The sequence below is a fragment of the Streptomyces syringium genome, from assembly GCF_017876625.1.
Classification (GTDB): domain Bacteria; phylum Actinomycetota; class Actinomycetes; order Streptomycetales; family Streptomycetaceae; genus Streptomyces; species Streptomyces syringius.
Map to the genome: position 1 here is coordinate 1,700,644 of NZ_JAGIOH010000001.1, position 15,246 is coordinate 1,715,889.

The window sequence follows — 15,246 nt, forward strand, 5'->3', positions numbered from 1 at the left end:
GTAGGTAGGAAACGGCAGGCGAGATGACCGTGCGGAACGAAGGCCTCGACGAGCTGGAAGTCTGGATCGACCAGGACCTGTGCACGGGCGACGGCATTTGCGTGCAGTACGCCCCCGAGGTCTTCGAGCTGGACATCGACGGGCTGGCGTATGTGAAGAGCGCGGACGACGAGCTGCTGCAGGACAAGGGTGCCACCACGCCCGTGCCGCTGCCGCTGCTGAGCGATGTCAGGGACTCGGCGAAGGAGTGCCCGGGGGACTGCATCCACGTCCGCCGCGTCGCCGACAAGGTCGAGGTCTACGGCCCCGACGCCGAGTGACGTCTCACACACTCCCCGCGACGGGGAGTGCCGTGAGGGCGAACTTGCCGCCCTTCCACCGCCATTCGACGGCCCGGCGCAGATCCGGGCAGCAACGCGGCACCTTCCCGTCGGAGTAGCCGAGCAGCGTGGCCGAAACCGTACCGGTGCCGCTCACCGCGAAGCCGGTGACGCTCATCCGCTGCCCGGGGTCGACCAGGGTCGCCGTGACACGCGGCGCGGCGCCCCGCGCGGGCGGCGGCGCGAGGACGTAGATCCCACTGGGCCGGGTGCCCGTCTCCGAGTGGCAGCGCACCACCGCGACCGTCTCCGGCCGTCCGTCGCCGTCGAGGTCGGCCGCGGCCTGTCGCACGACGTCCACCGGTGTTCCGCCGCAGTCGACCGGATAGCGCGCCGCCCGGGGATCGGGGGCCGCCGCGGGCGGGGCGCCCGCACCGGGCACGGAGCCGGGCGCCGAACCGGGCGCGGAAGCGGTGACGGTGGTGGTCGCCGTCGCGTCGCCGGGGCCGAGGAGCGCGGCGCCGAGGAGCACGGCGGCCAGTGCCGCGGCGGTCGCGATCCAGTGCACGGGGCGGCTGCGGTTGTGCGCGGGTCTTTCGGGGGCCGGCGGGGCGGAAGGCGGCGGGAAGGACGCAGGGCGGGGCGGCGGGAAGGACGCAGAGTGGGGCGGCGGGAAGGATTCGGGGCCGGCCGGAGGCTGCACGCGGGCTGAACTCCTGTGAGAGCTGTGGCTGCGGGGGGTGCCCAGCATCGTGCCATACGGTCCGGTGCCGGGGAACAGCGGGCGCGGGGTGCCGCCCGATGGGGTTTCCTCGGCCGGGCGCCGTGGAGGTGCCGCCGCGGATGTGCCTTCGGCGCGCCTCAACGCAGAAGTGCCGCCGCCGAGTTCCGCGCGCGGGAGGCGTGCGGAACCCGGTGGCGGCACCGGGGTCGATGAGGGGTCAGCGCTCGGCGGATCCGCTGGCGCTGCCGGGGCCGGTGTAGTCGTCGCCGTAGGCGCCCTTGGCGGGACGGCGGCGGCGCAGCGGCGGCTCCACGCCGTCCGCGAGGCGGCGGGCGGTGAGCAGGAAGCCGGTGTGGCCGATCATCCGGTGGTCGGGGCGTACGGCCAGGCCCTCGACGTGCCAGGTGCGGACCATGGACTCCCACGCCGACGGCTCGGCGAAGCAGCCGATCTCACGGATGGACTCGACGGTCCGGGCGAGCTGCGTGGTGGTCGCCACGTAGCAGCACAGGATGCCGCCGGGCACGAGTGCCTTGCGGACGACCTCCAGGCACTCCCAGGGGGCGAGCATGTCGAGGATGACCCGGTCGACGTCGGTGTCGGACAGATTGTCCTGGAGGTCGCCGACGGTGAGCTGCCACGCGGGGTGGGGGCCGCCGAAGTAGCGCTCCACGTTCTGTGTGGCGATCTCGGCGAAGTCGGCGCGGCGCTCGTAGGAGTGCAGCATGCCCTGGTCGCCGATGGCGCGCAGCAGGAAGCTGCTGAGGGAGCCGGAGCCGACACCCGCTTCCACGACGCGGGCGCCGGGGAAGATGTCGGCCATCGCCAGGATCTGCCCCGCGTCCTTGGGGTAGACCACGGCGGCTCCGCGCGGCATGGACAGGACATAGTCGGGGAGCAGGGGGCGCAGCGCGAGGTAGGCGACGTTTCCCGTGGTACGGACAACACTGCCCTCGGGAGCACCGATCAGCTCGTCGTGTGGGAAGGCACCCTTGTGGGTGTGGAACTGCTTCCCGGCTTCGAGCGTGAAGGTGTAGTGGCGTCCCTTGGGGTCGGTGAGCTGGACCTGGTCCCCGACCTGGAAGGGCCCGCGTCGGCGGGCGGCACCGGTCGGTTCGGACATGTGACCAGACTACCGGGCGTGCGCGGCGCCTGTTGACCACGGCGGGGGTGGCCGGCCCGCATGAGCCGCCGCCGAGCCGCCGCCGAGCCGCCGCGGGGGCGTCGCGGGGCCGCCGCGGGGCCGTCGGCGGGTGTCAGGAGGAGGGCCGCGCCATGGCGGAGACGAAGGCCCGCTCGACGTCGGTGGTGGCGAGGACGCCGTAGACCTCGCCGGTCTCCTCGACCACGAGGTATTCGGTGGCGGGGGTGGCTCGGAGGGTGTCGAGGAGCTCTTCGCCGGAGAGTTCCGCGGAGACCCGCATGCCGTCCTTGAGGTCGGTGGCCAGGCCGCTGACGGCGACCCAGGGGCGGCGGTGCTCGGGGACACCGACGATGGCGGCTTCGCGGACGAGGGCGGCGGGCCGGCCCTGTCCGTCGACGACGACCAGGGCCCGGGCCCCCGCCTCGTTGGCCCGCCGCAGGGCCTCGGAGAGCGGGGTGGCGGCCTCCACGGGCACGGCTCGCCTGGTGAGGGTGCGGGCGCTGAGGTGGGGCAGCCGCTCGCGCAGCCGGGCCATGCGCAGGGCGTTGCCCGCCCCGGTCCAGATGATCGCGGCGAGGATGGCGGCGAGCAGGGCGTCGGTGAGCGAGTCGAGGCCGCCGAGGCTCTCGGAGTCGCCGTCGCCGAGGCCGCCGCGGGCGTGGGTGAGGAGCGGGAGGCCGATGAGCACGGCGACGGCGAGCGCGCGGCCGACCCAGGCGGCGGCGACGGTGCCGGTCATGGGCTTGCCGCTGATCTTCCAGACGACGGCGCGGAGCATCCGGCCGCCGTCCAGCGGCAGGCCGGGCAGCAGGTTGAAGGCCGCGACGAGCAGGTTGGAGATCATCAGGCCGGCGAGCAGGACGCCGGGGACGGTGCCGGGCTCGACGCCCTGCATGCCGAGGTAGAAGACGCCCGCGAGGACGAGGGAGAGCAGCGGGCCGACGAAGGCGAGGACGAATTCGCGGCCGGGGGTCTCGGTCTCCTTCTCGATCTCGGAGACGCCGCCGAAGAACTGGAGCTGGATGCGGCGCACCGGGAGCTTGAAGCGGAGGGCGGCGACCGTGTGCGCGAGTTCGTGGACGAGCACCGAGGCGTAGAAGGCCACGGCGAAGAAGAGGGCGACGAGATAGCGGGCGCGGCCGAGCTCGGGCAGCACCCGGTCGAGCTGGCCGCCGAAGACCCAGGTGATGAGGGCGGCGACGAGGAACCAGCTGGGGGCGACGTAGACGGGGACGCCGAAGGGGCGGCCCATGAGGATGCCGCCGCCCGTCCGCGGCCGTCCCGGTTTGCCGTCGCCGGGCCCGGCCCCGTGACCGGCGCCCCCGCCGGACTGGCCCTTCCCGCTGTTGTCCACGGTGTCCCCTCGTCGGCTGCGGCCCCCGCACCGCTGGTGCCGTTCACTGATCATGCAGTGCGAGGGGGTCTGTCGTCGATGGTATTCGCCCGGCTGTCAGTGACGGGCCGTAGGGTTCTCTGTCATGGGTATCGCCACCGACAATTCCACCGGGCCGGGCTCCGAGCGCGCGGCCGACCGGTCCGCCGGGCCTGCCGCCAGGCCTGCCGGGGCGGCGCGGCCGGCCGCGCTGTCGCCGTCGCGCGCGGCCGATTTCATGCGGTGTCCGCTGCTCTACCGCTTCCGGGTGATCGACAAGCTGCCGGAGAAGCCGAGCGCGGCGGCGACGCGGGGCACGGTGGTGCACGCGGTGCTGGAGCGGCTCTTCGACGCCCCGGCGGCCGAGCGCACGGCCGGGCGGGCCAAGGGCCTGGTGCCGGGCGAGTGGGAGAAGCTGCTGGCGGCCCGGCCGGAGCTGGCGGAGCTGTTCCAGGGGGAGGACGGGGAGCAGGACGGCGAGCGGCTGGCCCGCTGGCTGGCGGACGCGGAGCGGCTGGTCGAGCGGTGGTTCACGCTGGAGGACCCGACGCGCCTGGAGCCCGCCGACCGTGAGCTGTATGTGGAGACGGTGCTCGAGGGCGGCGGGGGCGAGGGGGCCGCCGGGGAGGCGGGGCTGACGCTGCGCGGCTTCATCGACCGGGTGGACGTGGCGCCGTCGGGCGAGGTGCGGATCGTCGATTACAAGACGGGCAAGGCCCCCGCTCCGCAGTACCGGTCGGAGGCCCTGTTCCAGATGACGTTCTACGCCCTGGTGATGTGGCGGCTGCGCGGGCGGGTCCCGCGTCGGCTCCAGCTGGTCTACCTGGGCAGTGGCGATGTGCTGACGTACGACCCGACGGAGGCGGAGCTGCTGGCCGTGGAGCGCAGGCTGCGCGCGCTGTGGGAGGCCATTTCGCTGGCGACGGAGACCGGTGACTGGCGGCCGCGGCCCACCAAGCTGTGCGGCTGGTGCGACCACCAGGCCGTCTGTCCTGAGTTCGGGGGCACTCCCCCGCCGTACCCGCTGCCCCTGCCCGCACAGCGCGCCCCCGAGGCCGCTGGGGAGACCGGTGCCGAGGCCGCTGGGGAGACCGGGGCGGACGCCGACGGCCGGGTGGTGGCCGACGGGGAGGCTCAGGGCAGAATGGACCCGGTCTAGCGAAGGAGTTCCTGTGGCGATCCGCGTCCTACTGGTCGACGACCAGCCGCTGCTGCGCACCGGCTTCCGCATGATCCTCGAGGCCGAGCAGGACCTCGCGGTCGTCGGCGAGGCCGGGGACGGTCTCCAGGCACTGGACCAGGTCCGGGCGCTGCAGCCCGATGTGGTGCTGATGGACATCCGGATGCCGCGGATGGACGGCGTCGAGGCGACCCGGCAGATCACCGGCCCCGAGCGGAACGGCCCGGCCAAGGTCCTGGTGCTGACCACCTTCGACCTCGACGAGTACGTGGTGGAGGCGCTGCGGGCGGGGGCCAGCGGCTTTCTGCTCAAGGACGCGCCGGCCCATGAGCTGGTGCAGGCGATCCGGGTGGTGGCGGGCGGCGAGGCGATGCTGGCGCCGAGCATCACCCGGCGGCTGCTGGACAAGTACGCCGGGCATCTGCCGTCGGGCGAGGAGCCGCTGCCGGACACGCTGCACACGCTGACCGACCGCGAGGTCGAGGTCCTGAAGCTGGTGGCCCGCGGCTTGTCGAACGCGGAGATCGCGGCGGATCTGTTCGTCAGCGAGACGACGGTCAAGACGCACGTGGGGCATGTGCTGACGAAGCTGGGGCTGCGGGACCGGGTCCAGGCCGCGGTCTACGCCTACGAGAGCGGCCTGGTGCGCCCCGGCGCGCAGTAGCCGCCCGGCGGGCAGTGGTCCGGACGCGTTCCGGACCGCGGGGAGCTCGTAGCGGAGCGGGAAAACCGAGAGGGGCCGGATACGCCGTCGACGGCGTATCCGGCCCCTCTCAGTCGTGCTCGGTCAGTCCTTGGCGGACTTGCTGATCTCCCAGAACCGGAAGACGGTCGAGGAGTCCAGGGTCCACTGCAGACCGGTGATCCGCTTGTTGGCCACCGCGTACTGCTTGCCCTGCCACAGCGGCAGGATCGGCAGGTCCTGGGCGACGGTGGTCTGCAGACGGGCGAAGTCCGGGACGGTCGCCGGGCGGCTGCCCTGGGCGGCGGTCGTCGGCAGGATCTTCCCCGTGATCTCCTTCGACTCGTAGTTGTTGGAGAGCACGTTGTCCTTGCCGAAGAAGGGCGCCGTGAAGTTGTCCGGGTCCGGGTAGTCGGGGACCCAGCCCTTCACGTAGACGCCGTACTTGCCCTCGGTGATGCCCTTGTCGTACTCGTCGAACGGGACGCTCTGGACGTCCGCGTCGAAGAGGCCGCTCGCGTTGAGCTGCTTGGCGATCTCCTTGAACGCGGGCACGGTGCCCGGGCCGTAACGGATGGGCGTGGCCCACAGGGTGAGCTTGACCTTGCCGGAGACGTTCGCGGACCGCAGGGCCGCGGCGGCCTTCTCGGGCTGCGGGCGGTCGCCGTAGGCCTCGAAGAACGGCGTCTTGTGGCCGGTGATACCGCTCGGGACGATCGAGTACAGCGGCTCGGCGGTCCGCTTGTAGACGTCACGGACGAGGGTGCTGCGGTCGATCAGGTACGCGATGGCCTTGCGCACGCCGACCTTGCCGACCACCGGGTCCTTGGTATTGAACACCAGGTGCTGGACCTCGGCGCTGCTGCCTTCGACGACCTCGAGGTTCTTCTTGTCGCCGGCTTCGGCGGCCTCGAGGTCGGCGATGTCCTTCATGGCCAGACCACGGTAGGCGATGTCGACGTCGCCCTTCTGGACCGCGTTCTTCAGCTCCTCCTGCTGGCCGTGGAAGAACTTCATCGTGACGCCGCGGTTCTGGACCTTCGCGGCACCCTGGTAGGTGCTGCTGACCGAGAACTTGGCCTGCTGCTTGTCGAACGACTCGAGCTTGTAGACACCCGAGCCGACGGCCTTGCCGTCGGTGCGCAGCTTGTCCATCGGGTACTCGTGGTGGTCCACGATGGAGCCGGCGCCGGAGGCGATCTTCTGCGGGAAGGTCGCGTCGGGCCGCTTGAGCTGGAAGACGACCGTCGCCTTGTCCGGGGTCTTGATCTCCTTGATCGAGGAGAGCAGGGAGGACGCCGGACCCTTCTTGTCGTTGATCTTCAGGGTGCGGCGGAAGGAGTGGGCGACGTCCTCGGAGGTGAGGTCGTGGCCGTTGCTGAACTTCAGGCCGTCCCGGAGCTTGCACTGGTAGACCGTGCTGCCCCCGTCCTTGAAGCTGCACTCCTTGGCGGCTTCCGGCTGGGGCGTCGTGCTGCCCTTGGGGAAGCTCAGAAGCGACTGGAAGACGTTGTTGAAGAGCAGCCAGGAGCCCGGGTCGTAGCCGGAGGCCGGGTCGGTGGACACGACCTCGTCGGACATCCCCATGACCACCGACTCACCGGTGCCGGCCGCCTCGCCGTCGTCCGAACCGCACCCGGTGAGCAGGGCGGCGGCGAGCCCCGCGCCGAGCGGGGCGGCAAGCCACTGGTCACGTTTCCTCACGTGCACGTTCCTCACAGTTTCTTGATCGTCTGAAGAGATCGGAAGGATGGGACTGAACAGCTGTGCCTCACTTGCCGCGGCCGAGCTCCCACGGCTGCATCTCGGAGGCGGAGTTGAGCGCCCACTCGGCACCGGTGACCCGGTCCCGGGCGGCCACGTACTGCTTGCCCTGCCACAGCGGCAGCACCGGGACTTCCTCGGCCACGATGTCCTGGGCCTGCTGGAAGTACTTGGCTGCCGCGTCCCGCTGGGTCACCTGACGGGACTGCGGGATCAGTTCGTTGCTGATCTTCGCGTTCCGGTACGGGGACTGCAGGAAGTTGTCCTTGCCGATGAACGGCGCGACGAAGTTGTCCGGGTCCGGGAAGTCGGGGAACCAGCCCATGCCGTAGACGGCGTACTTGCCGGCCGAGGCGTTGGGGCGGAACTCCGACCACTTCACGCCCTGGAGCTTCGCCTTGAAGAGCCCGCTGGAGTTCAGCTGCTTCTGCAGGTTCTTGAAGGCCTTGCCGGTGGCCTCGCCGTAGTGGTCCGTGGTGTACGAGAGGGTCAGCGGCACCGGGGCGTCGATGTGCGCGGCGCGCAGGATGGCGCGGGCCTTGTCGACGCTGGGCGCCTCGTACCGGTTGGAGAAGGAGTTCTGATGACCGGTGATGCCGCTGGGCACGATCGAGTACAGCGGGTCGTTCGTGCGGTCGGAGTCCTCCTTGGCCAGCGACTGCCGGTCGACCAGCTGGGCGATGGCCTGGCGCACGGCCTTCGGCTTGACCGCCGCGTCCTCGGTGTTGAACGCGAGGATGCTGATCTCCTGGCCCGGGGCCTCGATGAAGCGGACGCCCTTGGTCGTGGTGGACCGCAGCCGGCTGATCTGCTGCGGGGACAGCGTCCGGTTGATGATGTCGATGTCGCCGGACTTGAGCGCCTTCTCCATCGACTGCGAGTCGTCGTAGAAGCGCATTTCGACCTTGTCGTTCTGCAGCTTCAGCGGGCCCTGGTAGTCCTTGTTCCTGCTGAAGACGGCCTTGACGACCCGGCCGTCCTTCTGCTCGGTCTCCAGGGTGTACGGGCCGGAGCCGGTCACCTTGAAGCCGTTGTCGAGCTTGTTCTTGGAGTAGCTCTCGCTGTCGACGATGGCCGCGGCCGGAGTGGCGATCTTCTGCGGGAACGTCGCGTCGGGCGACTTGAGGTGGAAGACGACCTCGAGTTCGCTCGGCGTCTCCACCGAGTCGATGTTGTTGAGCAGCGAGACCGGGCCGTTCTCGAAGTTGATGGCGCGGGCGCGGTCGATGGAGAACTTGACGTCCTCGGCGGTGAGCGCGTGGCCGTTGGAGAATTTCAGCCCGCTGCGCAGCGTGCAGCGGAACTGCTCGTTGCGGCGGTCCCCGAAGGAGCACTTGGAGGCGGCGTCGGCGATCGGGGCGGTGCCCGAGCGGGGCAGCCGCAGCAGTGTCTGGAAGGTGCTGTGCAGGACGTTCCAGGCGCCGATGTCGTACGCGACGGCGGGGTCGAAGGGCGCCGGGGCGTCCGTCGTCTCCTCGAACCGGTCGGTGGTGCCGATGACGATGGCGCTCTTGCCCGCTCCGGCTCCGTCGGTCCCGCCACATGCGACGAGGACGGGGGCCAGCAGGCCTGCCACGGTCGGCAGCACCAACGTCTTGCGGTTCATTGTCTGGGGTTCTCCCTGCGATGCGATCGGTCCCGGGACCATACCGATGTCGGTTGTGCTGGTCACCCGGGCAGCCGTGAAGTTCTCGCGAAAAGATTAGTGCGCGAGGCCACTGCCCCCGGAACACGGCGAAGTTGAAGGAATATCACGCGGTGATAACAGCCGACGGATCACCGATATCCGGACGCCGGAACGATTCACGCAGGAGATCATTAATCGGGACACAAGGGTGCGCTCCGGCCCCCACGGGAGCACTTCCGGGGGGCCGGAGGCATGCCGGACACCCCCGAATCCGGTGACGAACGTCACTCATTCGGCTTCAGGGCCGGCTACGGGAATTCAGCCAGCGCATTCGTCACGGAAAACAATCACTCCGGCGCCGAGAGTTCCTTGGTCATTACGCGGGGCACGCTCAGTGCATGGTTCAGTGCATTCCCGTAATCAGTCCGCGCAGGAAAGTGAGATCGACTTCCTCCAGCGAACCGACCACCGTGCGCCCCGCGGCGGGCGGGATCGGGGCCACCGACGGCACCGCCAGCACCCGGCAGCCGGCCGCCTCGGCGGCCGTGACACCGGTCATGGTGTCCTCGATCACGGCACACCGCGCCGGGTCCACACCGAGCCTGGCGGCGGCCTCCAGATACGGGTCCGGGTGCGGCTTCGTCCGCGCGATCTCGTCGCCCGCGACGGTCAGGGCGAAGTTCTCCGCACCGAGGGTGAGCAGCACCCGGTCGATGATGTGCCGGTGCGAGGCGGAGACCAGGGCGGTCGGGACGCCGTGCGCGGCGAGCTCCGCGAGCAGCCGTCTGGCACCCGGCATCAGCGGCACGCCCTGGCCGATCATCTCGGAGAAGCGCATGTTGAGCAGGACGGTCAGCTCGGTGACGGCGATCTTGGCGCCGGTGGCCTGAATCAGGAACGAGGCGCTGCGGGTCATGGGGCCGCCGACGACGACCTGGCGGTACTCCTCGAGGAGCTGGTGCCCGAGCTCGGCGAAGACCGCGACCTCCACGTCCCACCAGAAACCCTCCGTGTCGACGAGGGTGCCGTCCATGTCGAGAAGGACGGCCTGAAGGGCCGAGCCGGCTGCCGGGCGGGCGTCGACAGCGGGAATGCTGCTGGTCATACGGGCACACCTCCAGGGGGGACGAGAAGGCCGGTCCGCCACGTGGGGCGAACCGGCCTTCACCGGACCGACAAGTGTACGGCGGTCATTACCGTGCGTCACTTCGATATTCAGGACTCGTCGGGCCGGGCGGGCTCCAGGGCAGCCGCTACCGCGCGTTGCCGTGCCCACCCGGGGATGACCCCGGACCCCAGCCGCTTCCCCGCGCTACCGCGCGTTGCCGTGCCCACCCGGGGATGACCCCGGACCCCAGCCGCTTCCCCGCGCTACCGCGCGTTGCCGTGCCCACCCGGGGATAACCCCGGGCCCCAGCCGCTTCCCCGCGCTACCGCGCGTTGAAGTACTTCGCCTCCGGGTGGTGGATGACGATGGCGTCCGTGGACTGCTCCGGGTGGAGCTGGAACTCCTCCGAGAGCTGGACGCCGATCCGCTCGGGCTCCAGCAGGTCGGCGATCTTCGCGCGGTCCTCCAGGTTGGGGCAGGCGCCGTAGCCGAGGGAGAAGCGGGCGCCGCGGTACTTGAGCGCGAACATGTCCTCCACGTCCGCCGGGTCCTCGCCCGCGAAGCCGAGCTCCGAGCGGACCCGCGCGTGCCAGTACTCGGCGAGGGCCTCGGCCAGCTGCACCGACAGCCCGTGCAGCTCGAGGTAGTCGCGGTAGGCGTCGGCGGCGAACAGCTCGGCCGTGGCCCCGCCGATCCGCGAGCCGACCGTGACGACCTGCAGGCCCACGACGTCCGTCTCGCCGGACTCCTCCGGGCGGAAGTAGTCCGCGAGGCACAGCCGGCGCCCGCGGCGCTGCCGGGGGAAGGTGAAGCGGGTGCGCTCGGTGCCGTCCTCGTGGAGCAGGATCAGGTCGTCGCCCTTGGAGACGCACGGGAAGTAGCCGTAGACGACGGCCGCCTCCAGCAGGTTCTCCGTGTGGAGCTTGTCCAGCCAGCCGCGCAGCCGGGGCCGGCCCTCGGTCTCCACCAGCTCCTCGTACGTGGGGCCGCCGGCGCGGGCCTGCTTGAGGCCCCACTGGCCCTTGAAGAGCGCGCCCTCGTCCAGCCAGGACGCGTAGTCCTTCAGGGGGATGCCCTTGATGACCCGGGTGCCCCAGAACGGCGGCTCGGGGACGCGGTTGTCGACGGCGACGTCGGAGCGCACGGAGCCCTCCGGCTCCTCCTCCTCGACGACCGCGGTCTCGCGCTTGGGCACCCGGCGCTGCTTCAGCTCGGGGAGCGCCGCGCCGGGCACGCCGCGCTTGACGGCGATCAGGGCGTCCATCAGCCGCAGGCCCTCGAACGCGTCACGGGCGTAGCGGACCTCGCCCTCGTAGATCTCGTGCAGGTCCTGCTCGACGTAGGCGCGGGTCAGTGCGGCCCCGCCGAGGATCACCGGGTAGTCGGCCGCCAGCTTGCGCTGGTTCAGCTCCTCCAGGTTCTCCTTCATGATCACGGTGGACTTCACCAGCAGCCCGGACATGCCGATCACATCCGCCCGGTGTTCCTCGGCGGCCTCCAGGATCGCGGAGACGGGCTGCTTGATGCCGAGGTTGACGACGTTGTAGCCGTTGTTGGAAAGGATGATGTCGACGAGGTTCTTGCCGATGTCGTGGACGTCGCCGCGGACCGTGGCCAGCACGATGGTGCCCTTGCCCTCCGCGTCGCTCTTCTCCATGTGCGGCTCGAGATAGGCGACGGCGGTCTTCATGACCTCGGCGGACTGGAGGACGAACGGCAGCTGCATCTGGCCGGAGCCGAACAGCTCGCCGACGACCTTCATGCCCTCCAGCAGCGTGTCGTTGACGATGTCCAGGGCGGGGCGGGTGGTGAGCGCCTCGTCGAGGTCGGTCTCCAGGCCGTTCTTCTCGCCGTCGATGATGCGGCGCTGGAGCCGCTCGTCCAGCGGGAGGGCGAGGAGTTCCTCGGCCCGGCCGGCCTTCATCGACTTGGTGTTGACGCCCTCGAACAGCTCCATGAGCCGCTGCAGCGGGTCGTAGCCCTCGGCGCGGCGGTCGTAGATCAGGTCCAGCGCGACCTTGACCTGCTCCTCCTCCAGGCGGGCGATCGGCAGGATCTTCGAGGCGTGCACGATCGCCGAGTCGAGCCCGGCCTTGACGCACTCGTCCAGGAAGACGGAGTTGAGCACGATCCGGGCGGCCGGGTTGAGGCCGAAGGAGATGTTGGACAGGCCGAGCGTGGTCTGCACCTCGGGGTGGCGGCGCTTGAGCTCGCGGATCGCCTCGATGGTGGCGATGCCGTCGCCCCTGGACTCCTCCTGGCCGGTGCAGATGGTGAAGGTGAGGCAGTCGATGAGGATGTCCGACTCCAGCACCCCCCAGTTGGTGGTGAGGTCGTCGATGAGCCGCTCGGCGATGGCGACCTTGTGCTCGACGGTGCGGGCCTGGCCCTCCTCGTCGATGGTCAGCGCGATGAGTGCCGCGCCGTGCTCGACGGCGAGCTCGGTGACCTTGGCGAAGCGGGACTCGGGCCCGTCGCCGTCCTCGTAGTTGACGGAGTTGATGACGGCGCGGCCGCCCAGCTTCTCCAGGCCCGCCCGGATGACCTCCAGCTCGGTGGAGTCCAGCACGATCGGCAGCGTGGAGGCGGTGGCGAACCGGCCCGCGATCTCCGCCATGTCCGCGACGCCGTCCCGGCCGACGTAGTCGACGCAGAGGTCGAGCAGGTGGGCACCCTCGCGGATCTGCTCGCGGGCCATCTCGACGCAGTCGTCCCAGCGGCCTTCCAGCATGGCCTCGCGGAACTTCTTCGAGCCGTTGGCGTTCGTCCGCTCGCCGATGGCCAGGTAGGAGGTGTCCTGGCGGAAGGGGACCGTCTGGTAGAGCGAAGCGGCGCCCGGCTCGGGCCGCGGCTGCCGCTCGGTGGGCCGCATGTCCCGGACCCGCTCGACGACCTGTCGCAGATGCTCGGGGGTCGTGCCGCAGCAGCCGCCGACGAGCGAGAGCCCGTACTCCCGGACGAACGTCTCGTGCGCGTCCGCCAGCTCCGCGGGCGTCAGGGGGTAGTGCGCCCCGTTCTTCCCCAGGACCGGCAGGCCGGCGTTGGGCATCGCGGAGACCCGGGTGCGGGCGTGGCGGGAGAGGTAGCGCAGGTGCTCGCTCATCTCCGCCGGGCCGGTCGCGCAGTTGAGGCCGATCATGTCGATGCCCAGCGGCTCCAGGGCGGTGAGCGCCGCGCCGATCTCCGAGCCGAGCAGCATGGTGCCGGTCGTCTCGACGGTCACCTGGACCAGCAGCGGCAGATCCGCGCCGGCCGCCTTCAGGGCGCGGCGCGCTCCGATGACGGACGCCTTGGTCTGGAGCAGGTCCTGAGTGGTCTCCACCAGGATCGCGTCGGCGCCGCCGGCGATCAGGCCCTCGATGTTCTGCTGGTAGGCGTCGCGCAGCTTGACGTAGGGGGCGTGGCCGAGGGTCGGCAGCTTCGTGCCGGGGCCGACGGAGCCGAGCACCCAGCGGGTGCGGCCGTCGCGCGCGGCGAACTCGTCCGCGACCTCGCGGGCGATCCGCGCGCCCGACTCCGACAGTTCGAAGATGCGCTCGGGGATGTCGTACTCGCCGAGGGCGGCGAGGTTGGCGCCGAAGGTGTTGGTCTCCACGCAGTCCACGCCGACGGCGAAGTACTCCTCGTGCACCGAGCGCACGATGTCGGGCCGTGTGACGTTCAGGATCTCGTTGCAGCCCTCCAGCTGCTGGAAGTCCTCGAGGCTGGGGTCCTGCGCCTGGAGCATCGTGCCCATCGCCCCGTCGGCCACCACGACGCGGGTGGCGAGCGCCTCACGCAGGGCGGAGGCTCGGGCGGAACTGGCGGTCGATGGCGTGTACGAGGCCATGGAAGTGCTCCCGGGGTTGCGACGGCTGTCGGCTTTACGCCTTCCGGCAGAAGGCGCACGTCGTCAGCGTAGCTGGCACCACCACGGATGGGAGAGGGCATCTCACCTGACGGGCGGACTGGTGCGGCGCAAAACAGCCGGTCGATACTGGCTGGTCGGAGCCCTGGTGCGAGCCGCCCCGCGCTCTCAGCGATCATGGAAGGGTCCGCGGTCAGCTACCCCTTGGTCGGCATCGGCCGATAGTGTTCAGCATTGCCGAACGGCATGTGAGGAGGTTGCTCGATGGCTCGGACCATCCAGTCGCTCGAACGGGCGGCGGCGATGCTGCGGCTGCTCGCAGGGGGTGAGCGACGGCTCGGTCTGTCCGATGTGGCCTCGGCTCTGGGGCTCGCGAAGGGCACCGCGCACGGCATCCTGCGGACGTTGCAGCAGGAGGGCTTCGTCGAGCAGGACCCGGCCTCCGGGCGCTACCAGCTGGGCGCGGAACTGCTGCGCCTGGGCAACAGCTATCTGGACGTGCACGAACTGCGCGCGCGGGCCCTCGTCTGGGCCGACGACCTGGCGCGTTCCAGCGGTGAGAGCGTCTATCTGGGCGTGCTCCACCAGCAGGGCGTGCTGATCATCCACCATGTCTTCCGGCCCGACGACAGCCGTCAGGTGCTGGAGGTCGGCGCGATGCAGCCGCTGCACAGCACCGCCCTGGGCAAGGTGCTGTGCGCCTACGATCCGGTGGCGCACAGCGAGGTGGCGGAGGCCGAGCGCGAGGCGTTCACGCCGCACACGGTGACGGGCCTCGGCGACTTCGAGGAGATCCTGGATCTGACCCGGGCCCGTGGCTGGGCCGCGGACGTCGAGGAGACCTGGGAGGGCGTGGCCTCGGTCGCCGCCCCCATCCACGACCGGCGGCGGATGCCGGTGGGCGCGGTGGGCATCACCGGCGCGGTGGAGCGCGTGCGCGAGGGCGGGGAGCTGAGCGCGCAGCTGGTGGCGGCGGTGCGGGACTGCGCGCGGGCCGTCTCCCGCGACCTGGGCGCCGGGCGTTTCTGAACGCCGGGGCCGCCGCCGGGCCCCGACACGGTCCCGCGCTGGCCGAGAACCGATCGGCCGCCGACCGGAAACAGTCTGAGCCAGGGGCGGGCGCGGAGCGAGAATCGACCGGCGGGCCACGGCGCGACCGCTCCGGGAAATCGGTTCAAGATCGACATCTCACCAAGATCGGCACCGTCGGATACCGGCCAGTAGCAGTGCGTACCAGCCAGTAGCCGAACGATGGTTTTCAGCCATGTCAACCACGAGTTTTCGGTCACAGGACCCTTGACGCGCCCTTAACAGTGCAGAAAACTGCCGTTCATCGGTCGGCATTGTCGAACACCTAACGACAATATTCGCTATGGTGGACACTGCCGCGGGACCGATCACCGCCCTCTCGGAGGGTGCGGACCACCGGAGGGACCCGGGGTTCGCCTTCCCCTGGACGAAGGACAAAGGAGTCGCGG

11 protein-coding genes are annotated in these 15,246 nt (G+C 70.6%); 4 read left to right on the top strand and 7 right to left on the bottom strand.

All coding sequences use genetic code 11. The features are described from left to right. The first annotated feature begins 23 nt into the window (after positions 1–23). Complete coding sequence (locus tag JO379_RS07515; RefSeq protein ID WP_130876987.1) at positions 24–320, top strand: ferredoxin; 297 nt, start codon at positions 24–26, stop codon at positions 318–320. A gap of 4 nt (positions 321–324) precedes the next feature. Here JO379_RS07515 and JO379_RS07520 read toward each other — a convergent pair whose 3' ends face one another. The 3 genes from JO379_RS07520 to JO379_RS07530 form a co-directional block, all read right to left on the bottom strand. Beyond that, entirely contained in the window at positions 325–888 is a 564-nt protein-coding gene (locus JO379_RS07520) for a hypothetical protein (RefSeq protein ID WP_209514397.1), read from the bottom strand. Positions 889–1,261: 373 nt separating this feature from the next. After that, complete coding sequence (locus JO379_RS07525) at positions 1,262–2,167, bottom strand: tRNA (adenine-N1)-methyltransferase (protein WP_130876989.1); 906 nt, start codon at positions 2,165–2,167, stop codon at positions 1,262–1,264. A gap of 133 nt (positions 2,168–2,300) precedes the next feature. After that, positions 2,301–3,542: a site-2 protease family protein gene (locus tag JO379_RS07530; protein WP_242625959.1), complete on the bottom strand. Its 1,242-nt coding sequence runs from the start codon at positions 3,540–3,542 to the stop codon at positions 2,301–2,303. A 124-nt stretch (positions 3,543–3,666) separates the two neighbouring features. On the opposite strand from JO379_RS07530, the gene JO379_RS07535 reads away from it, so the two are divergent. Both JO379_RS07535 and JO379_RS07540 read left to right on the top strand, forming a co-directional pair. After that, positions 3,667–4,719, top strand: a complete 1,053-nt coding sequence (locus JO379_RS07535) for a RecB family exonuclease (RefSeq protein WP_130876991.1) — start codon at positions 3,667–3,669, stop codon at positions 4,717–4,719. A gap of 13 nt (positions 4,720–4,732) precedes the next feature. Continuing rightward, positions 4,733–5,404: a response regulator gene (locus JO379_RS07540; protein ID WP_087928839.1), complete on the top strand. Its 672-nt coding sequence runs from the start codon at positions 4,733–4,735 to the stop codon at positions 5,402–5,404. Between the two features lie 123 nt (positions 5,405–5,527). Here JO379_RS07540 and JO379_RS07545 read toward each other — a convergent pair whose 3' ends face one another. The 4 genes from JO379_RS07545 to metH all read right to left on the bottom strand — a co-directional run bounded on the left by JO379_RS07545 (position 5,528) and on the right by metH (position 13,750). Further along, on the bottom strand, positions 5,528–7,126 hold the full coding sequence (locus JO379_RS07545; RefSeq protein ID WP_130876992.1) for an ABC transporter substrate-binding protein: 1,599 nt from the start codon (positions 7,124–7,126) through the stop codon (positions 5,528–5,530). A 67-nt stretch (positions 7,127–7,193) separates the two neighbouring features. Next, the gene (locus JO379_RS07550; protein ID WP_130876993.1) at positions 7,194–8,792 is read right to left on the bottom strand and encodes an ABC transporter substrate-binding protein; all 1,599 of its coding nucleotides are present in this window, start codon (positions 8,790–8,792) and stop codon (positions 7,194–7,196) included. A gap of 424 nt (positions 8,793–9,216) precedes the next feature. Next, a complete protein-coding gene (locus tag JO379_RS07555) occupies positions 9,217–9,918 on the bottom strand; it encodes an HAD family hydrolase (protein ID WP_130876994.1) in 702 nt (233 codons plus the stop codon). Between the two features lie 325 nt (positions 9,919–10,243). After that, entirely contained in the window at positions 10,244–13,750 is a 3,507-nt protein-coding gene (metH, locus tag JO379_RS07560; RefSeq protein ID WP_130876995.1) for a methionine synthase, read from the bottom strand. A 282-nt stretch (positions 13,751–14,032) separates the two neighbouring features. On the opposite strand from metH, the gene JO379_RS07565 reads away from it, so the two are divergent. Next, the gene (locus JO379_RS07565) at positions 14,033–14,797 is read left to right on the top strand and encodes an IclR family transcriptional regulator (protein ID WP_130876996.1); all 765 of its coding nucleotides are present in this window, start codon (positions 14,033–14,035) and stop codon (positions 14,795–14,797) included. The last annotated feature ends 449 nt before the right edge of the window (positions 14,798–15,246 follow it).